This is a genomic window from Chitinimonas viridis (assembly GCF_030409555.1).
In the GTDB taxonomy this organism is placed as follows: Bacteria; Pseudomonadota; Gammaproteobacteria; order Burkholderiales; family Chitinimonadaceae; genus Chitinimonas; species Chitinimonas viridis.
Window position 1 is genome coordinate 181,825 of the sequence record NZ_JAUFPU010000003.1, and the last position, 22,323, is coordinate 204,147.

The 22,323-nt window shown below is 58.0% G+C and carries 21 protein-coding genes; 11 read left to right on the forward strand and 10 right to left on the reverse strand.

Going from position 1 to position 22,323, the window contains the following annotated elements; all coding sequences use genetic code 11:
- Window positions 1-136: 136 nt before the first annotated feature.
- The 3 genes from QWZ03_RS03665 to QWZ03_RS03675 all read right to left on the reverse strand — a co-directional run bounded on the left by QWZ03_RS03665 (window position 137) and on the right by QWZ03_RS03675 (window position 3,778).
- Window positions 137-2,422 carry a S8 family serine peptidase gene (locus QWZ03_RS03665; protein ID WP_290331511.1) on the reverse strand — a complete coding sequence of 762 codons (2,286 nt, stop codon included), beginning with the start codon at window positions 2,420-2,422 and terminating at the stop codon, window positions 137-139.
- A 178-nt stretch (window positions 2,423-2,600) separates the two neighbouring features.
- The gene (locus QWZ03_RS03670) at window positions 2,601-3,053 is read right to left on the reverse strand and encodes a GNAT family N-acetyltransferase (RefSeq protein WP_290331513.1); all 453 of its coding nucleotides are present in this window, start codon (window positions 3,051-3,053) and stop codon (window positions 2,601-2,603) included.
- Between the two features lie 38 nt (window positions 3,054-3,091).
- Entirely contained in the window at window positions 3,092-3,778 is a 687-nt protein-coding gene (locus QWZ03_RS03675) for a LexA family transcriptional regulator (protein ID WP_284197077.1), read from the reverse strand.
- Window positions 3,779-3,912: 134 nt separating this feature from the next.
- On the opposite strand from QWZ03_RS03675, the gene QWZ03_RS03680 reads away from it, so the two are divergent.
- A complete protein-coding gene (locus QWZ03_RS03680; RefSeq protein ID WP_290331514.1) occupies window positions 3,913-4,440 on the forward strand; it encodes a hypothetical protein in 528 nt (175 codons plus the stop codon).
- Between the two features lie 160 nt (window positions 4,441-4,600).
- On the opposite strand, the gene QWZ03_RS03685 is transcribed toward QWZ03_RS03680, so the two are convergent.
- The gene (locus QWZ03_RS03685; RefSeq protein ID WP_290331515.1) at window positions 4,601-5,296 is read right to left on the reverse strand and encodes a substrate-binding periplasmic protein; all 696 of its coding nucleotides are present in this window, start codon (window positions 5,294-5,296) and stop codon (window positions 4,601-4,603) included.
- A gap of 492 nt (window positions 5,297-5,788) precedes the next feature.
- Entirely contained in the window at window positions 5,789-6,808 is a 1,020-nt protein-coding gene (locus QWZ03_RS03690) for a hypothetical protein (RefSeq protein WP_290331517.1), read from the reverse strand.
- Between the two features lie 523 nt (window positions 6,809-7,331).
- Here QWZ03_RS03690 and QWZ03_RS03695 point away from each other — a divergent pair.
- The 8 genes from QWZ03_RS03695 to QWZ03_RS03730 all read left to right on the forward strand — a co-directional run bounded on the left by QWZ03_RS03695 (window position 7,332) and on the right by QWZ03_RS03730 (window position 12,805).
- A complete protein-coding gene (locus QWZ03_RS03695; RefSeq protein WP_284197080.1) occupies window positions 7,332-7,550 on the forward strand; it encodes a hypothetical protein in 219 nt (72 codons plus the stop codon).
- A complete protein-coding gene (locus QWZ03_RS03700; protein ID WP_290331518.1) occupies window positions 7,547-8,023 on the forward strand; it encodes a lysozyme in 477 nt (158 codons plus the stop codon). The genes QWZ03_RS03695 and QWZ03_RS03700 overlap by 4 nt, the downstream gene beginning before the upstream one ends.
- The gene (locus QWZ03_RS03705) at window positions 8,023-8,616 is read left to right on the forward strand and encodes a hypothetical protein (protein WP_290331519.1); all 594 of its coding nucleotides are present in this window, start codon (window positions 8,023-8,025) and stop codon (window positions 8,614-8,616) included. The genes QWZ03_RS03700 and QWZ03_RS03705 overlap by 1 nt, the downstream gene beginning before the upstream one ends.
- Window positions 8,610-9,149 (forward strand): terminase small subunit, encoded by a 540-nt coding sequence (locus QWZ03_RS03710; protein WP_290331520.1) that lies wholly within the window; start codon window positions 8,610-8,612, stop codon window positions 9,147-9,149. Before QWZ03_RS03705 ends, QWZ03_RS03710 begins: the two co-directional genes overlap by 7 nt.
- Before the next feature lie 43 nt (window positions 9,150-9,192).
- Complete coding sequence (locus QWZ03_RS03715; protein ID WP_290331521.1) at window positions 9,193-11,433, forward strand: CdiA family toxin C-terminal domain-containing protein; 2,241 nt, start codon at window positions 9,193-9,195, stop codon at window positions 11,431-11,433.
- A gap of 6 nt (window positions 11,434-11,439) precedes the next feature.
- Window positions 11,440-11,769, forward strand: a complete 330-nt coding sequence (cdiI, locus tag QWZ03_RS03720; RefSeq protein WP_290331523.1) for a ribonuclease toxin immunity protein CdiI — start codon at window positions 11,440-11,442, stop codon at window positions 11,767-11,769.
- A 139-nt stretch (window positions 11,770-11,908) separates the two neighbouring features.
- Window positions 11,909-12,205, forward strand: coding sequence for a hypothetical protein (locus tag QWZ03_RS03725; RefSeq protein WP_290331524.1), 297 nt, complete (start codon window positions 11,909-11,911; stop codon window positions 12,203-12,205).
- 294 nt (window positions 12,206-12,499) lie between these two features.
- Window positions 12,500-12,805, forward strand: a complete 306-nt coding sequence (locus QWZ03_RS03730; RefSeq protein WP_290331525.1) for a hypothetical protein — start codon at window positions 12,500-12,502, stop codon at window positions 12,803-12,805.
- Between the two features lie 369 nt (window positions 12,806-13,174).
- Here the strand turns inward: QWZ03_RS03730 and QWZ03_RS03735 are convergent, their stop codons facing one another.
- From QWZ03_RS03735 to QWZ03_RS03745, 3 genes are all read right to left on the reverse strand, one after another.
- On the reverse strand, window positions 13,175-14,119 hold the full coding sequence (locus QWZ03_RS03735) for a homoserine kinase (RefSeq protein WP_290331526.1): 945 nt from the start codon (window positions 14,117-14,119) through the stop codon (window positions 13,175-13,177).
- A 94-nt stretch (window positions 14,120-14,213) separates the two neighbouring features.
- The gene (locus QWZ03_RS03740) at window positions 14,214-14,540 is read right to left on the reverse strand and encodes a DUF2782 domain-containing protein (protein WP_284197107.1); all 327 of its coding nucleotides are present in this window, start codon (window positions 14,538-14,540) and stop codon (window positions 14,214-14,216) included.
- A 26-nt stretch (window positions 14,541-14,566) separates the two neighbouring features.
- Window positions 14,567-15,301 carry an LOG family protein gene (locus tag QWZ03_RS03745; RefSeq protein WP_284197108.1) on the reverse strand — a complete coding sequence of 245 codons (735 nt, stop codon included), beginning with the start codon at window positions 15,299-15,301 and terminating at the stop codon, window positions 14,567-14,569.
- Between the two features lie 61 nt (window positions 15,302-15,362).
- Between QWZ03_RS03745 and polA the strand changes: the two genes are divergently transcribed.
- Entirely contained in the window at window positions 15,363-18,131 is a 2,769-nt protein-coding gene (gene polA / locus QWZ03_RS03750) for a DNA polymerase I (protein ID WP_290331528.1), read from the forward strand.
- Window positions 18,132-18,473: 342 nt separating this feature from the next.
- Complete coding sequence (locus tag QWZ03_RS03755; protein WP_290331529.1) at window positions 18,474-19,652, forward strand: phosphatidylinositol-specific phospholipase C; 1,179 nt, start codon at window positions 18,474-18,476, stop codon at window positions 19,650-19,652.
- A gap of 13 nt (window positions 19,653-19,665) precedes the next feature.
- Here QWZ03_RS03755 and QWZ03_RS03760 read toward each other — a convergent pair whose 3' ends face one another.
- Both QWZ03_RS03760 and ppk1 read right to left on the reverse strand, forming a co-directional pair.
- Window positions 19,666-20,124, reverse strand: coding sequence for a SixA phosphatase family protein (locus tag QWZ03_RS03760; RefSeq protein ID WP_290331530.1), 459 nt, complete (start codon window positions 20,122-20,124; stop codon window positions 19,666-19,668).
- A gap of 42 nt (window positions 20,125-20,166) precedes the next feature.
- The gene (gene ppk1 / locus QWZ03_RS03765; RefSeq protein ID WP_290331531.1) at window positions 20,167-22,251 is read right to left on the reverse strand and encodes a polyphosphate kinase 1; all 2,085 of its coding nucleotides are present in this window, start codon (window positions 22,249-22,251) and stop codon (window positions 20,167-20,169) included.
- Between the last annotated feature and the right edge of the window lie 72 nt (window positions 22,252-22,323).

Genomic DNA, 22,323 nt, shown 5'->3' on the forward strand with positions numbered 1-22,323 from the left:
ACCAAGCTATGGCAGCACCATTATGGTGAACGATCGTTCTCTTTGCAATGCAGCGGTTACGCTGGTGGAATCCACACATGATCAGGGCGCTTCTTTGGTGGAAGAAGCGCCCTGGTTTCGTATCAACTATGTGCGATTACTGCACGAAGCCTGGCATGGCAACCTTGCCATTAAGCATTTCATCGACGCTGTTGCCGTAGCCCACATAGATCTGCGAACCAATGAGGTCGTTGTTGACGCCCAGGGGGATGGTGGCAATGTGCACCGGAATGCTGGTGTTGGCGACGGCGGTGCTTGCCACTGGAATGGCGGGCGGGGCGTAGAGTTCCCAGTTGCTGCCATTGCGCAGGAAGAGGTTGTTGCCTACCTGCACGCCGATATAAATATTGACGGTCTTGCCCAGGTCGGCGCTGCCGGGTTGGACGGTGGCGTTGTAGCTGACTTCGGTTGCGGTGGCCGAGCGTGCCAGCGAGAAAGTGGGGCCAAAACTGATGGCGTTATAGGCGGCAGCGACATCGAGTATGCCGTAGCCCCAGGTGTAGTTGGGTGATTGCGGGAGCAGGGTCTGAGCATTGTAAACGGGTAGCGTACCCACGAAGCCATTGGTCTGGACATGACCCAGCAGGGCCTGCTTGACTTCGGCGAGCGTCAGGTTGGGCTTTTTCTGCAGCAGCAGGGCGATGGCGCCGGCGACATGTGGCGTGGCCATGCTGGTGCCGCTTTTGCCTACATGTTTGCCATCCGGATCGGTGCTGCTTTCGGCGACATCGTTATCGTCCTGGGCCAAGGCTGCAAAAATGGTCGCGCCGGGCGCGGTGATTTCCGGCTTCATGATGGCGGGGCATTTGGCCAAGTTGCTGCAGTCGCGACGCGGGCCACGGCTGGAAAAGCCGGTGATGTCGCCTACGACATCGTCCGGAACGTTGTAGGTGCTGCCGTCTATGGCTTTCCAGCTACGCTTGGTGACATAGGCTGCGACGCCCAGGACATTGGTGGCCGAGGCGGTGTCGGTGATGATCTCGCTGGTGACATTGTCGGTGTGATCGGTAAAGGTGCCGCCGCTGGCGTCCTCTCCACCGATGAGACTGAAGCGACCTGGGGCTCCGCCGAGCGAGTTGGCTGTAATTGAGATGCCCCACTTGCCAACGGTAACATCGGAGACACTGGGATTCAGCGTAATGTAGATCTGTCTGTCATCGTTGCTGGCCAGGGTGTCGGTGGAGGCCACCACAATCTGACCGCAACTGGTTTCCTTGTCTATGGACTGATTGACGGCAATCAGGCCGCTATCGCAATCAATGCCGCCTGGGCCGGTGACGCGTACGCTGAACGACTGAGTACCGGGGTACCACATTTCCAGGTAATAGGTTTGGTTGCCGTCAGGGACCTCGTAACCTACGGTGACGGTTTCACCCTGACTGATATTGCCGCTGGCGCGTATCTTCGCATCGCCTTCGTTACCGGCGGCTCCAACTATCATGAAGCCGGCATCGACCGCGTTGGACAAGGCGCGCTCATAATTGGAGGTGCCGTCGCGCGCGCCGAAATAGCTGCCCAGGCTCAGGTTGACCACAGCGGGCTTGCCAGCTTGGCTGGCGACCTGCTTGATATAGCTGACGGCATCGACCACGGCGTTGCTGGCTGCGACGCCGCTGCCTATGGCATTAGCCGAGACGATGTCGGCCTCGGGCGCCATGCCCACCATGCGGAAGGCGGCCATGGCGCCCCCCGTTGCCTGACCATTGCCAGCCGCGATGCCGGCAACATGGGTGCCGTGGCCGCCACTGGACGGTTGCCGGCACATGGTGCTGTTGCCCTGGATGGCCGCGTTGATCATGGCCGCCGTGCAGATACCGCCATAGGTAAAGCCGCTGGGAGGCGCGCCTGATGCGCCACTGGCACGCATATCCCACAGCTGTAGCAGCCTAGTGCTGCCATCCTGCTTACGGAAATCCATGTGGCGGTAGTCAATGCCATCATCAATGATGCCGACGATGACGCCCTTGCCGGTCGCACCGGTCAGGTTGAAGCCTGTGCCGCTGCGTAGGGTATTGGCCTTGGTGGCAGCGACGCTGCTGTCGAGCTTGGGGCTGAGCTTGCGCGCCGCCTCGATGAACATGACGCCGGGCAGGTTGGCGACCTGCCGTAGTTTATTCCTGGGGATTTCTACAGAGGCAATATCGCCCAGCACGCTACGCACTGTGACGCCACTGGCGCGTGCGCCATCCAGGCCCTTGCCTTCAAAGCGCAGCAGCGCAGGCACCATATTGGGCTTGCTGCCGGCATTGGCGGGAATGACCTGGGCTTGCAGGGCAGGATTGCGGGCAATGGCTTGAAGGGCGCCATCCAGGCGGGCTTGGGCAAACGCACCAGTAGCCAGGGCCAGGCTGATAAGGCTGAGAAGACTGCGTGAGGCGGTCATGGGGACTCCGGATAAAGCGGACTGCGATGGATGTTGGATCAAGTGAGATTAGACCAGCGGCACGGCTGAATCCAATCGGGCGGACAGGTTACCCCCGTGGCAGGGGGCCTTGCAGTTATTTTTCCCGGACGTTGATGGTGAACGGTTCGGTCTGTGCGCTTGCGGCGGCGTTTAAGCATCAGCCCAGTTGCTTGCTAAAGCAGATGGCCTTGGTATTGCCGATGTATTTGCCGTAGTTGTCGATGGTCTGGAAGCCACGAGCGCGGTAGAAGCCGACTGCTCGCGCGTTGACCTTGCGGGTCTCCAGCCAGAGTGTCTGGTAGCCCAGGGTACGCGCCCGCTCTTCAAGGTGGGCAAGTATGGCCGAGCCTACACCTTGATGGCCGGGCCGGGAATACATGCGCTTGATTTCGGCAATGCCGTCACCCAGGGGACGGAAGGCACCGCAGCCGACGGCCTGGCCTGTGTTGTTGCGGGCGATCACAAAGGCGGCATTGGCTGCGCGCACATCATCCGCGTCGAAGGAGGCTCGCCCACTATCGCCGGTGATGTGTGCGAGCACAGCCGAGAGTTCGTCCATCAATCGCTGGGCATCGGGGGATGCGGGATCTTCTGCTTGTATATGAAGCATGGGTATCACTGTAGGGAGGATGATGAATGGGCCTGCGTTCAGCCTGCGCGCCAGAACTTCTTTCCCAGCACCCTGAAGCGCTCCAGGTCGTCGCCGCGTATGTCCTGGGCTGCGAACTCGGGATTGGCCGAGCGCAGGCGGATGCCATCGGTAAGGCGATCAACGAACTTGATGAAGAGTTGGTCGCCAACCAGTACGGCATAGACTTCACCATCAACGATGCGGGTGTCGGCGATATCGATGACAACGGTGTCGCCATCGCGCAGCTCGGGTTCCATGGAGCGGCCACGTACATAGAGTGCCTTGGCATTCTCGGGCTTACGCCCCCGCGCCTTGAAGAAGCTGGCACGGAATACCAATGGGTCATCCTCGCTATGCTCAACCCAGGCCAGGTTGCCATTTCCGGCAGAGAGGCCCACATCGTAGCTGGGGACCTTGACGTAGCGCTGTTCGTCCAGCTCGGTGAAGTCGTTGTACGCAGCAACGGCTGCGCCTGCGGGTATTTCTCCCGGCCGCATGGGGCCTTTGCCTGAGGACAGCCAGAGCGCATTGACGTTCAGGAAGCTGGCAACACGCGCGCCATAGTCTGCACTGAGGCTGTGCGCACGGCCATTGAACCATTGGTTGACCGTTGAGCGCGATACGCTCAGGTGGCGTGCGATGTCGGCCTGCGAGACCTTCGCAGCATCGGCGGCTGCTTGCATTCGTTCGGATAAAGTACGCATTGCCGGATTGTCTTGCATATTAAGTACGAATGCGCGCCCATTGTGTTGAATTATGGTACGCAATGACGTACAGTTGATGGGGGTGTAGCGCCCGAATTGAGGCGATGGTACTCACAGGAATGAGGAGAGAAGGCATGCAATTCAAATCGGCGGCACATCTGTTGGCGTGGGCGTTTGAGACGAGCGAGCGTCCGATATTGCGTAGTGCGCGATGCTATGACGCGGGGTCGGCCGAGGTGCGGGGAGGCGGGCCGGTAGGAATGTCGGCGCATGACAAGCATGCTCAGGCGGCAGTTGTGATGGCTTTTCTTTCTAGCCTGCCGGTGGGGCAAAAGTGCGTGGTGTTTGGCTTGTTCAACCCAACCATGCGCGAAAATATGAGTATTGCGGCGGCGGACAGTGTGCCGGGCAAGTATGGCTTTCAGGCGGCGCGCTATGCGGCAAGGATGTGGATGACACCTGTTAGCCAGAAGGGGGCGACTGCGGGGTCGGAGGTGGAGCTGGCAGGCATGGCGGGTTGCTCGGCAGCGACGGCGCATCGCTACAAGCACGCGGTGTGGGCTGAGCTGGATACGCAATACACGGCTGCTCTGAAGGCGGTGGCGCATCGATTCGACGAACTCCTGCGGCCGGCTCAAGAGGCGTCGCGCACAGGTTCATAGGGAATGCTGTGAAGGTTTACAGCTGAGGCTTAGAAGCCAGCTTCCCCGCCGGCGGGCGGGGGTAGGGGTGGGGCTCAATCAAGGTCGGGCCGTTGTTTGAGTTGCCGCCATAGTGAGCACCCGGGTGCCTGCGCTGGCGTGTGCAGGTTCAGTGTAGGCCCTAGTTGTCATCCCATTTATCGGCGAGGCGCTTGAGATCGCCGGTTTGCTCCAGCTGGCGTAGCGCTGCTTTGATCCGATCAATGACTGCCGGCGGTACATGCCGGGCAAACGTCAAATAGAAGGCCTGGCGATCCATGACGGTGGGCAGTATGCGCACTTTTCCTTCCAGCCCCAGTTTACGTATATCGCCCTTGATGCCGGGCAGGCGGTGGTAGAAAAAGCGCCCGCGACCAGCCAGTAGTTTTTGTAGATTGGTGGGGGTGTCCTTGGCATTGGAGTCTATCTGCAAACCGCCCAGGGCCCGCAGGCGGCTGACCGGGCCGAATCCATGGATGGTGAGTATGATGCCGCTATCGCCTAGCTTGCGTACATCGTCCCAGTGCTGGATGGATGTGGCATCGTCGGCACGGGCTACCAAGTGGTAGCGGACCTGGAACAGGGCGGGTTCAGCGTAGATAAAGCGGGCCTCTCGCTCGGGTGTTTTGGAGAGGCCACATTCGGCATCTATCGAGCCCGCTGCCATCGAGGCTTCGATACGTGCGGCGGGTTGCAATTCCTGGTCGCCGCTAAAACGGATGGTGGGCTCCAGTCGTTCTATTGCCCTAAGTACATCAATACAAATACCACCTATGCTGCCATCGGGCAGTGTGAGGTACTTGGGTTCGGTACCACTTTGGGATGGCACTTTGAGCATGATGCTTTCAGCTCCCAAGGCATGGCTACAGGCGAGGCTGAGCAGGCACAGGGCAGCCGTGCAGCAGCGCCATGAGGACCGCATGGACGAGGCGGGGTGCCAAGGTGCTTTCATCAGACCAGTGTAGCTGGGCTATGGCGCTTTGCTGGGTGCGCGGGCGGCGGACGGCGACGGCGGTCAAGGTCCCAAATAGTATTCAGTCATGATGCTGCGATAGTGGCTGTCGCGGTAGGAGATGCGGCTGTTGCGCACTGTTACGGTTTGCATGCTGCTGATCTGGGGGCCTAGATCGGTGGCGGTGAAGCTTTGTTCGCTGATGGCGTAGTCGCCGCTGGCTTGGCTTGTGCCAGCATTGCCGACGAGTTTCAGATAGGCCCATACGTACTTTATGCCTGCAGGTGCGGTGCCGCTGATGGCGATTGCGCCACCCAGATAGCTTGCAAAGGCCTGTTGGCTGGCGGGGCTGAAGTCGGGATAGCTGAGGGCAAGCGCTTAGGCGCCGAGATGCGGCCGCTGAAGGATATGGGCCTGATAGGTGTAGGCGAGGCTGGCATCGGCCCGGTAAAACTGCATCTGATAGATGGCGGCGTTGGGAATGCGCTGGATGGTGGTGTCGTTGTTGATCTGATAGTAGGGCGAGGTGATGCTGGCGGTGCCGCCTGGCTGCGTAAAGGTGGTGACCCATTGATTGCCTGCGCCGCCTGTACCGGGCACATAGGTGAGACCGGCGACAGGCAGGCCTGGCCCGGTAATGATGGCGTGGCTGATATCGCTGCTGTTACTGGCATCGGCGTCAATGATAGAGAACTCCAGCCCTTGGCTCAGGGTGGCTGCCGCATTGTTACGGCTGTGGCGTAAGGCCTGTGCCCAAGCGCCTGTCTCGAATCGTTGCTGATTGCCTAGCCATAGCCATTGCTGGTTGATTTTACGCAGCTGCATGCCATACACCCGCTCCTGCAGGGTGCCCAGTGCATCCAATACATCGAAACTGACTGTGGCCAGATCGCCTGACAGGGCTTGAGCCTGTACATTGGCAAACTGCATGCCTAGGGTATCGGCGTCGCCGATAAGGTCGGCGATGTGCGTGCTGCGTTGCTTGTCGTTATGCAGAAAGTCGTCGGCAAGCAAAGGCGTCAGTTGATCGGCGCTGGGATGGCCTTGGCTGAAAAGTTGGGAGAAGCTGGTGACGGCATGGGTCAGTGCGGACCGGGTGATGTTGTCTACACACACGTCAGGCAGAACCTGGCATTGGTAGTCGGCTACCGGCGCGATCTTGAGTGGGCTGCTGGCGATGGTGCCTAGTACCCAGATGTCCCCGTCTTTGACGGCGAGGTAGTTGTTGGACTGAGGGTAATAGCGATAGGTATAACCTTCGTATTGTGCGGTGCTGCTGTTGCCTGGAAACAGTGCGTAGTATTGGATCTCCGCCCAGTCGAACAGTTGATCTGGCGTGATGGCGGCCTGGGCCATGCTGCTGCACAGGAGTAGCTGTAGCGCGATGTGACGGTTCATGAGACCTCCTGCGATGGTTGTATCAGGCATTGCTGGCAGCGTAGCGCGTGCCGGCAAGCTTGGTTGGGTGGCAAGATGGACGGCAGCGGGTTTGGCCTTGGCGACATTCGGCGCTACGAAGACCGCGCATCTGCCTCGGCGCTGCGAGCTTTCCGCGCCTGATTGCTGTGCTTGCGCAGCAGGGCCCTAGGCTGGGTTGTGTCTGCCGCTCTTGGCACTAACCGTTTCGTTGTGGCTATCCCGCGCCGGGATGCGCCTTCGTAGCGGTGATGGGGGCTATCCTGGCTGCGTTTGCCGGTCCGGGTCTTCTCGGTGCTGCCCAATCCGTCACATCCCATTAATGTATTGAGTTCGCAATCGGCGCTGGGTACTTGCCTTGCGGCATGAAGTGTGAGATCATCGATTCGTTACTTTCAATAAGTGCGACAAAAACCCGGCCTTGTGCCGGGTTTTTTCGTTTCTGCGCCCAATCCAGTTGATGCCAACCGGATTGGGCGTTTGCGTTTCTGGAGGGTGATGAGGGATGGATCAACGAACATACGACGTGGGGCTGGAGGCGATCAAGGCGGCACCGCCGGTATCGGTTGGTGCGATGACATTGGCAGGCCTGCAGTTGTCTGACTTGGTGCTGTTGGTGACTTTGCTTTACACGGTGATGCAGTTGCTGGTGCTGTGGCGTGACAAGTTTGGTGGTGCTAACTGCTTGCGCAGGATTGGGCGTTGGTTGCGGAGGCGGGCATGAGCTTGCGCGGGCGTTTGATTGCTGCAGGAGCGGCAGGGAGCTTGCTGCTGGCCGCCTTGCTGATTGACCCGCATGAGGGGGAGGTACGCCAGGCTTATCTGGACCCGGTTGGGGTGCCAACCGCCTGTTTTGGACAAACAGGTGCTGCCGTGCGGATGGGAAGGGCTTATGGCGCTGAAGAATGTGCCGGCATGCTGGTGGCGGGCACACGTGTTGCCATGGCGGATGTGGCGCGCTGCATACCGGTGGCGCTACCAGTGGGGATGCAGGCGGCACTGACTTCGTTTGCCTTCAATGTGGGTGGGCGCCAGCTTTGTCGATCTACCTTGGTGCGCAAGGCGAAGGCGGGGGATTTGATGGGTGCCTGTGCGGAGCTGAGCCGTTGGACCTACGCGGGGGGCCGGCAGTGGCCAGGGCTGGTCAGGCGCAGGGCGCATGAGCGGGCTGTATGCGAAGGGAGGGCAGTGCTTTGATGAATCAGGCCTGGGCGTATTTGAAGTTAGGGGGCGTGCTAGTGCTGCTGACGGCCCTGGTGGGAGTGGGTCTGCTGCTGGGCTATTGGCTGCTTGGTGAGGTTGAGCGGAGCGAGGTGATGACGCCTGCGCCGGCCGTGCGCCAGGCTGACGGTGCGCTGGTATTGGCGAGGCAGCCAATTGCCAAGGCTGGCAAGCCTGTGCATGCCTTGCCAGCGGCTAGCGTGGAGGAGCGCCGTATCCAGTTGCATGTACGGCCTGAAACCCGGCCGACGGAAGCGGCTTTTGCGTTGGACTGCCTGTGTGACCCGGTACAGGTTGATGTGAGCCTGGTGCGGGATGCGGAGGGGGGGCAGCGTGTGGTGGCGAGTTCACCTGACGGCGAGGTGCTCGCTGGTCTGGACATGCCGCTGACACCGATGCGCTTGTCGGCGCCACCCAGCACCTGGGCTGCAGGCCTGAGCTGGTCACCGCGGCAGCGTGTGGCGGGTATCTGGCTGGAGCGGGATATAGGCCGACTACGCCTTGGGGCGGAGCTGCTGGCGCAGGATTCGCGCCTGGATCCTCGCCTGCGGGCAGGGTGGACATGGTGAATGCCCAAAAACTGTCGCCCAGGCGACAACGGTTTGTGGACGAGTACTTGGTGGATATGAACGGCGTGGCGGCCTATCTGCGCGCAGGTTTTGCCTCGCGCAACGCGGCCGCTGCGGCTAGCGGGGCGCATCGCCTGCTGAAGGTCGATGCGGTGGCGGAGGCGATAGCGGAGCGTATGGCGGCCCGCCAGCAGCGTACGGAGATCAGCCAGGACAGGGTGCTGAATGAATATGCGCGCATTGCTTTTTTTGATCCAAGGCGGTTGTTTCATCCCGATGGGCGCTTGAAAAAAGTGCTGGAGCTGGATGCGGATTCGGCGGCGGTGCTGACCGCCATGGATGTGGCGGAGCTGGCAGCGGGCGAGGGGTCGACTATCAGGAAGGTCAAGCTGCTGGATAAGAAGGCGGCGCTTGATAGTCTCGCTCGCCATCTGGGTTTGTTCAACGACAAGCAGACGGTGAAACATGAACTGGAAGAGCTGACGGATGCTGAACTCGACGCACGGATTGCCATGCTCAGCAGCGACGGATAAGCGGCGCCAGTTGCTGCGCTTGCTGGACGAAAGGGGGCGACGGTTGCGCGAGAACCGTCTGCTGGTGTACCGGCCGTATCGGAAGCAGCAGCAATTTCATGCTGCCATTGCTGTTTTTCGTGAGCGCTTGCTACGCGCGGGCAACCAGAATGGCAAGACGTTTTGCTGTGGCGCTGAGCTGGCCTTCCACTTGACGGGCATGTATCCGGATTGGTGGCAGGGGCGACGCTGGGATAGGCCCATCCTGGCTTGGGCGGCATCTGAAACGGGGGAGTCGACCCGTGACAACCCACAGCGTGCCTTGCTGGGGCTGGTGGGGGAGTTGGGGACGGGCGCGGTTCCGCGTGACCGTTTGGGCGACTATGGGATGGCGACTGGCGTCAGCAACCTGTTCGACTTTATCAAAGTGAGGCATGCGACGGGTAGCCTGAGCAGGATATTGAATCGACCCAGGTTTGCTGGGCCCGTGCAGCCTGGCAGGCAATATGTACTGATTGATGATGCCTTGCCGCAAGGCGACATGTTGGCCGCACTGGCGCGACATATCCAGCAGGGCGGAGGGCACATTGCAGCGATTGTTGCCCTGACCGGCAAACAATTCAGCGCTCCTTTGGCACCAGCACCAAGTTTGCTGCGCCAAGTTCGCGAGAAATATGGAGACATGGAAGATGCCTTCCGACAAGCAACAGGTTACGACTACCAAAGCCTTACTGCCAGTGAAGCGCGTTACCTCAGGAACTACAAGTCGGTTGACGTAGTCAGAGATCGAATCCTTGCGGAATCTCGTCAAAGAGCGAAGCCAACAGATAAAAGATCTGTTAACGAATCACGCAAAACGCCACCGCAGGGTGGCGTTGCTGTTTCGGCGAATAGCATATTGCCATCAAAGGGCTCCAGATTCGGCGCGGAGGGGGGGAATGGCCTAGCTCAGAAAACCGGGCTTAATCGGGAGACCCAGCATGGCCTGCAGAAATCGGCCGCCGCCCGCACTGAGTCGCCCCCGAGAGCTGCTAGCAGCCCAGAACACTACAATCTCTCGCAGGCTGCTTCCCCCATCACTTCCCTCGATGGACATGCCAAGAATGCATTGGCTACGCACTGGATTGATCGTCGCGAGGCGAGAATCCAGCGTAATGCGAATAGGGAGGCCTATCCGAACAGACAAGTACCACGCAGTGTCATGATCGACCTTGCGGGTCTGTCCTCAGCGCACCCCAGTGCGCGTTATGTTGCCATGCAGTCGCTGGTGGATAGCATGCAGCGTGCTGCGGCTTGGGGTGGGTACTCGTCAGCTACCAGTACTGAGCCCTGGGATGGGAATGTCTCGATTACGCCAATTTCAGCTGCTGAGCAACAGCAGATAGATATGGTGGCTGAGAGCTTTATGGTTGCGGCTGAGTTGACCAATGCCAGCATGACCCAAGATGGATTCGCGGGGCGTGACAACGCCCTCAAGGACTTGCGCAAGCAAATGTGCAGCCTGAGCCAGAATCAGCAAGCGCAATTGGTGGTTCAGCTCACTGACCAGATTGCGGCGACGAAAGAGATGCGTGGCTGGTACGGTAACATCGGTTGGAAAGCTGACCAAGCTAAGTTTAAGGACGCTGTGCAGGCAACTGGGGGGGAAGAGATTCTCCACATGGCAACCGGTCCGGGCGTACTGGTAGGTGGAAGTACGACGAAGGACATGGCATCATTGCCGAAGGTTGTTACCGCAGGTGTTGCGCCAGCTTTTGGCAATAGTTTGTCCATGCTGCGCAGACAGGTTGCGACCGGAGTCCCGAGACTTGGGCAGTATAACGTTCCAAGCAAAGTGTTTAGGTATGCGTATGGGATTGCATTTGAACCAGACATCGCAACGCATATTACAAGATTGGATGGTTTTACGCAGAGTAAAGGCATTGGTGGTGCGCACAACTTGGACGCATTTATGGATGCTGCAACGAAGAATAATGTCAATATTATTAGTCAAGCGCCCGGTGGTGTGAAAGGCATCTATATAATTAAATATGAGATTCCGGTCGCCGATAAAGTGGGCAACGTTATGCTTGATGCAAATGGTGGCATTGTTTACAAGGGCGCAGACTTCACCAAAACTGTGTATGACCCTAGGGTTATTTCTGATCAAGCCATTCTTGAGCTTGGGCAGCAGGCGGCATCTTCTGGCTATGCAAATTCCGTAGCGAATGGAATAAGGGCATACACTGCAGAAGCCGGTGGTATCTCATTCCGAGTTTACCGGAATGAACAAACCGGTTTGATTACAAACTTCCACCCGAGGTGATAAATGATGAGTGTCGAACTGTTTAAATTGCAAAATGTAGAAAACGATCCCGAGTGGATTATTAAGGAGTTTTTTAACTCAGCATACTTCCAAGGAGAATTTGTCTCAGCCGTTAATTCAATAGCGGCAGGGCGTTCGTGCGTTATCAATGAAGACTATTGTCTTTTTGCCGATCCAGAAGGTCCTGATCCGGAATTGTATTTTGATGGAGTAAAATTTGGAATAATGAATGACCAAGTTGTAGTCACTAACGAAAAATGCAAGACATTTTTGCAGGGTGCATGTAGTCGTTATGTTGAGCTTCATCCAGAAGATAGGGAGAAATTACCAAAGTAATGTTCCAAACACATCACTAGTGTCGAACAAATTCCCGGCCGAGGCTTTGGATCCAAATGGCAAAATATTCGGGATTGCTTGAAGCGTTGATGGGCGTATTGCTATTGGTCGTCCCAATCTGCCTAAGGATGTTGACTTTGTGATTACGTCCGACGGGCAGCTAGTGCTTGGTCAGAAGCATACGAGCTTAGCCAACAATGCCAATGTCCGTGCTGCTGGTCAGATGATGCTGTCTGGTAAAGGCGATATTCACCTGATTGACAATCTTTCCGGCCACTTTAGACCAACTGTTGCGGAAGGCTTGCGTGTACCTGAATTGCTCAATGACTTGGGCTTGAAAACCAATGGAGCATACTTGAAGCTCTATGATTTAACTCTGGATTCGGACTGTTTCGTTACAAACAGCACGCTAACCATCAACTGGCAACTGAAATGAACAGAATTTAAGATTTAAGTGCACTTTCGCACAGGCTGCATAGCGAGTATAGCGAGTATAGCGAATTGAACGAAGTTGGTATTACATACTTCAACAAGTATGTCCCACAAATTGCGAATTTCGACTTTGAATTGTTTTTGGACTATCAAATGAGGAGCTTTCCTCATCGATATGTCCTTGACTTAATTCTACCCACTTCGATTTTGTGGGGGCTTGTCGCCAGACATATGGGTTCGGATACTGCTTCGTCAAAATTCACGACCAGATACATCAAGAACGAATGATCAGTTTGCCATGTTTGCAGGCATCGAGTTCTTGAGTAGATATATCCAAGTAGATGCCCTTCGGTTTCTCTTGGGGTCAGTTGCTACCGTGACAGATAAAATGCATACGGTCTCCTATTTCAAGAAGTTCTCGTATGGATTGGTGCCATCTGAGTTGGATGAGGAAGACTTGGATGGACAGTATTTTGTCAAGAAAGAGCAATTAAATTCGCTGAAGGAATTACTTTGCAGAGAACATCACTTCTTTCCAGTTACTTATACAGAAGACAGCATCAATCCGTATATGAACCAACTTCTATGTGAGTTGGCTGAGTAGTAGTTCCAAACAGCATAAATGCGACGTCCACCCGGGCTTGCGCATCAGCAAGCTCGCTACGGTAGCCACTTCGGCAGCCATTGCGCGCCAGCTCGTGACTGATGGTAGACGGCGGGCGCTTGAGTTGTAGGACAATCTCGGCGAGTGTCTGGCCACATCGGACGTAGGCTTCGATCTGTATCGTTCTTCTCGGTGAGGCGTTGGTACGATGGCATCGGCTCTCTGACTTGGCGATCGAAAGTCGGTGAAGTCCCTTCATCTCACCCTACTTTCAACCCTTGCTTTGTCAGTTGCACTGGCGCGTTGAAACCGCCCGCCAAACCTGATGGTACGAGGCTTTTTGGCATACTACGGTGGGTAGTGGCAACGCTATAGCCAGCGTGGTGTATCACCCCGAGTGGCATGGTGGCGCAAGATACGCTGGAATACGTTGGGGTCTTTTCGGAAAGTCAGTTCGCCAGCTTGTGGCTTATGCCAGTCCCACAAGCGGGAGACCCAGAAGCGCAGTGCAGCCGCCCTTAGCATCACAGGCCAGGCATCGCGTTCGCTTTGGCTGAAGGGACGCACGGATTGGTATCCTGCGCACAATGCTTCGGCTCTCGCAGCGTCGATTTCGCCCCCTTCCTGTGCACACCAGTCGTTCAGGGTGATGGCCAGATCGTAGATCAGGATATCGTTGCAGGCATAGTAGAAGTCGATAAAGCCGCCTATTTGTTCGCCATGCATGAGGACGTTATCGCGGAACAGGTCGCAATGCACGACACCGCTGGGCAGGTGACTAAAGCGGTAGCGTGCCTGTAGGGCCAGTTCGTTGCGCAACTGGGTGGCTTCGGCCTCATCCAGGTAACCGTATAGATCTGCGGCAGTGGCTGTCCACCATGCCGGGCCACGGGGGTTGGCCATACGGCCAGGATAGGTTTCTCCTGCCCTATGCATTTGCGCCAGCATGGTGCCCAATGCACGACATTGGGCGGTCGTGGGGGTGGTGACTGGCTCGCCTTGAAGCCAGCCCACTATCACGGTCGGGCGTCCGGCAAGCGTGTCGATGTACTCGTCGCGCTGATTGGCAATGGGGGCTGCGCAGGCAATGCCATGATGGGCTAGGTGGGCCATCAGGTTGACGTAGAAGGGCAACTCGTGTGCCTGCAGGGCCTCGAACAGCGTCAGGACATACTTGCCCTGCGTGGTGGTGACAGCATAGTTGGTATTGGTAATACCTGCGGCGATGCCCTTGAGTTCGACCAGTTCGCCCAGCGCATAATTTTTCAGCCAGGCTCCAAGTTCTTGAGGGGTGACAGTAGTAAAGACGGACATGGGCAAGGTCGCATAAAACCCGATTCAGCCAATATGGCTGCATCGGCAGAGTAGAGAAATGGGAGTGCAGCCCAGTTGCTGCACTCCCCTGTGGTCAGAAGCGCTTGATGACCCACATGGGCGGGCGCAATACGCCTTGGCCGTCACGCCTTACCATTTGACCAGTGCCATCGTCATCATGCAGGTAATACTCTGGTCCGACCTTGGGCTGCACCCTGATCATGTAGAGCTTGCCCCGCAGGCGGTACTCGCTGTAGGTGGCGTCTTCCTTCTGGATGATGGTGACTTCCGGCTGCACCGTGGCTTCATCCGCCGTGGCGGCGGGAAGCGGTGGCGGTGGCGGTAGGTCGGCAGGTTTGGGGTCGGCAGCCAGCAAGGGCTGCGCAATCATCACGGCGATGAGCGACAGCAGGGTACGCATGATCGGGTTTCTCCTGGTCTTGGCCATCATAGGCTGAGTTGCATTTCACGCTCAGCAGGGCTGGGGGCAAAGCCCCGGGTTTCGTAGAAGGCAAATATGGCGTCGACGACCGCTTGGGGTTCATCAATGACCTGCATCAGATTCATGTCGTCCGGATTGATCATCCGCTCGCCGGCCAGCGTTGTCTTCATCCATTCCAGCAGACCACTCCAGAAACTGCTACCTACCAGGATAATGGGTATCTTGCGGCTCTTGCCGGTCTGTATCAGTGTCAGTGCCTCAGTCAGTTCATCCAGCGTTCCGAAGCCACCGGGCATCACCACATAGGCCGTAGCGTTTTTGACGAACATGACCTTGCGGGCAAAAAAGTGACGGAAGGTCTGGCTGACATCCTGGTAGGGATTGCCATGCTGCTCGTGGGGCAGCTGGATATTCAGCCCCACCGAGGGTGACTTGCCATGGAAGGCACCCTTGTTGGCAGCCTCCATGATGCCCGGTCCGCCGCCCGAAATCACGCTGAATCCCGCGTCGCTCAAGAGTCGGGCAATTTCCTCGGTTTGCTTGTAATAGGGGTGGTCGCGCGGTGTCCTGGCCGAACCGAACAGACTGACGGCGGGTTGTATCGCTTGCAGTCGCTCGGTAGCTTCCACGAATTCGGACATAATCTCGAAAACCCGCCAGGCCTCCTTTGAACGGTAGGCTTGACTGGCCGCGATGGTGGCCGGGTCGTTGTCACTCGGCAGCTTGCTGTGGGCACTCATGGTTTTCTCTTTTTCTCTTTATTTGACAGAGCGCTAGACGCTCGTGGTGGATAGGGCCCAAATGGCAACAGATTCCAATAAGACGCTCCTGCTGATCGACGGTTCTTCCTATCTGTATAGAGCGTTTCACGCCATGCCAGATCTGCGTGGGCCAACAGGTGCGCCAACGGGCGCCTTACGCGGCATCATTGCCATGCTGAAGAAGTTGGTCAAGGAGGTTCCAGCCGATTATATCGGCTGCGTCTTCGACGCCAAGGGCAAGACCTTCCGCGACGACCTCTATCCCGAGTACAAAGCACAGCGTCCTTCCATGCCCGATGATCTGCGGGCACAGATAGAACCCATACATGCTGCCATTGCTGCCATGGGTTTGCCCATACTGATGGTGGATGGGGTGGAGGCGGATGACGTAATCGGCACACTCTGTCGCCAGGCTGACGCAGCGGGCATGGCCGTCGTGGTTTCCACGGGTGACAAGGACATGGCGCAACTGGTCAGTCCCAATGTGCGCCTGGTTAATACCATGAGCGAGGAAACACTGGATGAAGCCGGTGTCGTGGCTAAATTCGGTGTGGCGCCCGATCGCATCGTGGACTATCTGGCCTTGATCGGCGATACCGTGGACAACGTTCCGGGTGTACCCAAATGTGGCCCCAAGACGGCTGTCAAATGGCTATCCGAATATGGCTCCCTCGATGCCATCATGGTCAACTCGGACAAGATAGGCGGGGTGGTGGGGCAGAACCTGCGGGATACCCTGGCATGGTTGCCCATGGGCAGGCAGCTCGTCACCATCAAATGCGATGTCGATCTGAGCCAGGAGATGCCTCAGGGTATGGCCAGCCTCAGCCCGCGCGATGCCGACAAGCCCACGCTCCTTGATCTGTTTGAAGCCTATGGCTTCAAAAGCTGGTTGGCTGAGATGAAGGGGGATGCAGCCGTAGGCGACAAGATTGCTGCCGAGGGCAATAGCAGCAGTTTGCGCAGCTTTGCACCGAGTGATGTGGGTGAACTCACCGAGCTGCCACGTGACTATGAAACCATTCTGACTGAGTCACAGCTCGATGCTTGGCTGATCAAGCTGGCGGGGGCAGGCCTGGTGGCGCTGGATACCGAAACAGACAGCCTGGAGCCCTTGCAGGCCCACATTGTGGGTATCAGCTTTGCTGTGGCAGAGGGCGAGGCTGCGTATCTACCGCTTGCCCACCGCTATGCTGATGCCCCCGATCAACTGCCGCTGGAGCCTACCCTGGCGCGCCTCAAGCCTTGGTTGGAAGATGCGGCCAGGCCCAAGCTGGGGCAGAACCTCAAGTATGACCAGCATGTGTTTGCCAACCACGGCATACACTTGGCAGGGGTAACGGAAGACACGCTGCTGCAGAGCTATGTGCTCGATAGCACCGAACGTCATGGCATGGATGAACTGGCGGCCAAGCATCTGGGGCTCAAAGCCATCAGCTATGAGGAGGTCGCTGGCAAAGGGGTCAAGCAGATCGGTTTCGGTGAAGTGGCCGTGGATGTCGCCACACGCTACGCCGCCGAGGATGCGGATATCACGCTGCGGCTGCATCGTGCCTTTGCGCCACAGCTGGCCCAGGAGCCGCGGCTGGATTATGTCTATAGGCAGATAGAATTACCCAGCCGGGAAGTGCTGTTCAAGATGGAGCGCCATGGCGTGCTGCTGGACAGCCAGCAACTCAATCGCCAAAGCCATGAACTGGGGCAGACCATGCTCAAGCTTGAGCAGGAGGCCTATGAACTGGCTGGGCAGCCCTTCAACCTGGGTTCGCCCAAACAGATAGGCGAGATACTGTTCGATAAGCTCAAGCTGCCTGTCATCAAGAAAACGCCTAAAGGCGCGCCTTCGACCGATGAGGATGTGCTGACCGAGTTGGCGCGCGACTACCCGCTACCTGCCAAGCTGATCGCCCACCGCAGTCTGGCCAAGCTCAAGTCCACCTATACCGACAAACTGCCACTGATGGTCAATCCGCGCACAGGTCGGGTGCATACCAACTACGGCCAGGCAACGGCTGTTACCGGCCGGCTGGCCAGCAACGATCCCAATCTGCAGAACATACCGGTGCGTACGCAAGAAGGCCGCCGCATACGCGAGGCCTTTATCGCCCCGCCAGGTCATGTCATTGTCAGTGCCGACTATTCGCAGATCGAGTTGCGCATCATGGCGCATCTCAGCGGCGATGAAGGCATGCTAAAGGCTTTTGACGCGGGGATAGATATCCACCGCGCAACTGCCGCCGAGGTGTTTGGCACGCCGCCGGATGAAGTCAGCAGCGATCAGCGTCGTTATGCCAAGGCTATCAACTTTGGTCTGATCTATGGCATGAGCGCGTTTGGCTTGGCTGCCCAGCTCGATATCGAGCGTAGTGCGGCGCAAAACTATATTGATCGTTACTTTGCGCGGTATCCCGGGGTGGCCAATTACATGCAGACCACCCGTGAAACAGCGCGTGAGCAAGGCTATGTGGAGACCTGGTTTGGCCGTCGCCTTTGGTTGCCCGAGATACGCTCCAGCAACCAGGGCCGGCGGCAGGGTGCTGAGCGCGCGGCGATCAATGCGCCTATGCAAGGTACGGCTGCCGACTTGATCAAGCTGGCCATGATAGCGGTACAGGATTGGCTGGAACGCACGGGCATGGCCAGCAAGCTCATCATGCAGGTCCATGATGAACTGGTGCTGGAGGTGCCGGATAGCGAACTGGAGCAGGTTCGGGTACAGCTGCCGGCGCTGATGGCTGGTGTGGCAGACCTGAAAGTACCTTTGCTTGCCGAGGTGGGCGTGGGCCTGAACTGGGAGGCCGCACACTAAGCGCCGCCAGTAACAACCTGTTGGCGCGGTTGTGCGGGCTTACGGTACCTAGGTGCCGGAAGCTCGCGGGCTTTCCCGGCGCACCTAAGCAGCGCCGCAACGCTGGGTTGTTTGAGCCGAGCCGGTCGCTGCCAGGTGTCCGTTGTCTTGCGGGGTGGTGATCTGGCAGTGTGCTCAGGCTTGGGTCAAACAGAGGCTGACTGACCCATGGTCCACAGTGGGTAAGAGACGACTTCAGTTTTACTTAATCAAAGGTTAAGCGGTTTCGATGAATTTCCTGGTAACAATGTTTTTTATTGGGTCTAGATTTAGTTTCTCTTCTCGCCCACACTGGAAATCATCATGGCTCGCCTGCTTGCCACCACCTTGCTGATCGCATTGGCTTTGCCCGCCGCAGCGCACTCCTCTGGCGCTTATCTGCATGACGACCGTGCCGACATAGACCATAGCAACTGGATGGCGGTGCTGGATGGCAATACGCCGCTACGCAACCTCTCGCTGGTGGGAACCCATGACAGCCTGTCATTTTACGGCGGCGACATCGTCCAGACCCAGAGCATGAGCCTGGCCAATCAGTTGCGTGCCGGCGTGCGTGCATTCGATGTGCGCTGTCGACATATCAATAACGTCTTCGCTATCCATCACGGCGTGGTGTTTCAAAAGACCATGTTTGGAGACGTACTCAATACCATGGCCGATTTCCTGCGCCGTAACCCCAGCGAGACGCTGATGGTGAACGTGCAGGAGGAGCACACGCCCGAGGGCAATGGTCGTAGCTTCGAGGCCACCTTTGCAGACTACAAGGCGCGCTATGGCAGCCTGATCTGGGAGCCCAGCAGCCAGAATCCCACCCTGGCGGAGACCCGAGGTAAATTGGTGATCGTGCAAAATTTTGCCGCGCAGCGACGCTATGGATTGGATGGTGCTGGATTTCGCTCACAAGGACATTGGCTGCTCAACAACAACTGGGAGCTCTATAGCAAGTGGGAAAAGGTACGCAACCACCTGGTCAAAGCCAACGCCGAACATGGACAGGCCTTCCACGCCAACGGGCTTTCTGCTTCTACCGGTGTCTTTCCCTACTTTGTGGCCAGCGGCCACTCCAGCCCACAGACGGGGGCTCCCAGGCTGCTGACTGGCTTGACCACACCGGGCTGGCGTCACAGCTATCCGGATTTCCCACGGGTGGGGTGCTTCTGGGGCATATGCAGCATTGCGTTTGAAGGCACCAACGACCTGACCTTGCAATACATCCATCGCGTGCGGCCGCGCTATGTGGGCTTGCTATGGGCGGATTTTCCCGGCAATGGCCTGGTCGATACGGTGGTGCAACTGAATTACCCACGTTGCAGCAGCTGGGTCGCTGGCGGCGGTGCCCGTTACGGTGAGGTATTCCAGCAATCCGGGCGCTACTACCGTGCACTGCTGGCCGGCCGCTACAGCAGCCCCTTACCGACAACGTCCACCAGTAATCAGCAATGGCAGTATCTGGGGACAGCAGCCCGTTGCCAGGTCTTCTGAGCGCGGGAGGGCGCTACAACTGCTCCGGTGTCAGCATGGTCTTGAGCAGGGTTTGTGGCTGACCATCCCGTAGACGGTACTGCAGCCACCAGATGGCCCCCTTGCGGGCGTGCCAGTCGGCCTCTATGCCGCTCAGCAAACGGGCGGCAACCCGGCCCAGTGTGGGCTGGTGCCCCACCAGCACGGTGGTGCCGCCTGCCGCTGGCCAACCGGCCGCTTGCAGATAGGCCTCGGCGCTGCTGTCGGGGTTGAGTCGGCTGTCTATCTGGTGGTTGGGGTGTAGGGCTGCTGCCGTCTGGCGGGCACGCAAGGCCAGGCTGGCGATAATCATGGGGTGTGCCGGTAGCTGGGCGTCCAGCCATTCGGCCATCTTGCGGGCCTGCTTATGGCCTTTTTCCGTGAGTGCCCGGCGCATATCGTCATCGCCGGCTTCAGCCTCGGCATGACGCCAAAGTATCAGGTTGGTTTTCATCCAGTACATCCAATAGAAAGGGGCGCCGTAGCACCCCTATATTCAATCCCGGTCCTTGGCGGCCAGTTCGGCCAATAGCATGGCTTGAGCATTGCGCTTATGGTCGCCGCGGGTGGTCTTCTTGCGGTAGCGCCCATCCGGCTGCATTTCCCAAGCTTGGCTGTTATCCACCAGATACGGGCGCAAGCCTTCGCGGATGATGCGACGCTTGGTCTTGAGATCGAAGATGGGAAAGGCCACTTCAATGCGGCGGAAGAAGTTACGCCCCATCCAATCGGCACTTCCGAGATAAAGATCCTCTGCCCCATCGTTATGGAAGAAGAACACGCGCGTATGCTCAAGAAAGCGCCCGACTATCGAGCGTACCTTGATGTTCTCACTCAGCCCCTTTACACCTGGCCGCAGGGTACATACCCCACGCACAATCAGATGGATGGAGACGCCGGCTTGGCTGGCATCGTAAAGCGTCTGTATCAGAGCCGGTTCCAGCAATGAGTTCATCTTGGCGATGATGACGGCACGGCGGCCGGCGCGAGCGATGTTGGCCTCACGATTGATCGCATCAATCATCGACGAATGCATGGTGAATGGCGACTGCCACAAGTGTTTGAGCTTGCCGGGGTTGCCCATGCCAGTCAGCTGAATGAACACGTCGTTGACGTCGGCGCACTTCTCCTCATTGGCCGTCATCAGACCGAAGTCGGTATACAGCTTGGCTGTGCGCTGGTGATAGTTGCCTGTACCCAGGTGGGCATAGCGGCGCAGGCGGCCTTCTTCACGGCGGACGATCAGCAGCATTTTGGCGTGCGTCTTGTAGCCATAGACACCGTAGACCACATGGGCACCCACGCGCTCGAGCTTGGCCGCCCAATTGATATTGGCCTCCTCATCAAAGCGAGCCATCAGTTCCACCACCGCAGTGACCTCCTTGCCAGCCTCGGCAGCCTCGATCAAGGCCTCCATCAGGGCGGAATCCTTGGAAGTGCGGTACACCGTCATCTTGATGGCGACCACATGCGGATCGCGGGCAGCCTGCTGCAGCAGATCGATCACCGGCGTGAAGCTCTGGAACGGGTGGTGTAGTAGTACATCGCCGTGGCGTATAGCGGAAAAAAGGTCGGGCTGCTTGCGTAGCTCCTTGGGTACGCCGGGCATGAACGGCTGGAACTTCAGGTCAGGCCGGTCTACCTGATCCGGTACCTGCATGAAACGCACCAGATTGACCGGCCCGTCCACGCGATACAGGTCTTCGTTATCCAGGCCAAACTGTTCCAGCAAGAAATCCGAAATATGATGCGGACAGTTGTCCGCGACCTCCAGCCGTACGCCGTCACCAAACTGGCGCTGGCTCAGCTCGCCCTGGAGGGCGGCGCGCAAGTCCTTGACGTCCTCGTCATCCACATTCAGATCGGAATCACGGGTAACCCGGAACTGGTAACAGCCGCGCATTTCCATGCCGGGGAACAGTTCATCCACGTGGGCGTGAAGTACCGAGGAGAGAAAGACAAACCCGTGCTCTACACCGGATACATCTGGTGGCAGCTTGATAAAGCGGGGAAAGATGCGGGGGGCCTGTACGATGGCCACGCCTGAGCTGCGACCAAAAGCATCGCGCCCGTCCAGCTCCACCACAAAATTGAGGCTCTTGTTCAATAGGCGAGGGAAGGGGTGGGCCGGGTCCAGTCCGATAGGGGTGAGCACCGGCGCCAGTTCGCGGTCGAAATACTCGCGCACCCATTGGCGCTGCGCATCGCTCCACATGGTCCGGCGCAGGAAAACGATACCTTCCTGCGCGAGTTCCGGCAGTACGACCTCGCGCAGTATCTTGTACTGCCGCTCCACCAGCGCATGGGCATCGATGGCGATGCGATGGAAGGCGGCTTCCGGCGACAGGCCATCCGGTGCCGGCCTTGCCGTGTGCATACGGATGTTTTCCTTGATCCAGGCCACCCGCACTTCAAAGAATTCGTCGAGATTGGACGACACGATGCAAAGGAACTTCAGCCGCTCCAGCAGGGGGTTGCTTTCCTCCTCCGCCTGAGCCAGCACGCGCCGGTTGAATTCCAGCAAGCCCAGTTCGCGATTGAGAAAGAGTTCGGTGCTGTGTTCCAAGAGTGCCTGGTTCATGGTGTGTCTGGCTTTGAGCCCAGTTGGGCAGGTAACGTTGCAGTATAGCGCGGTGGCGATATTGCGAATGCG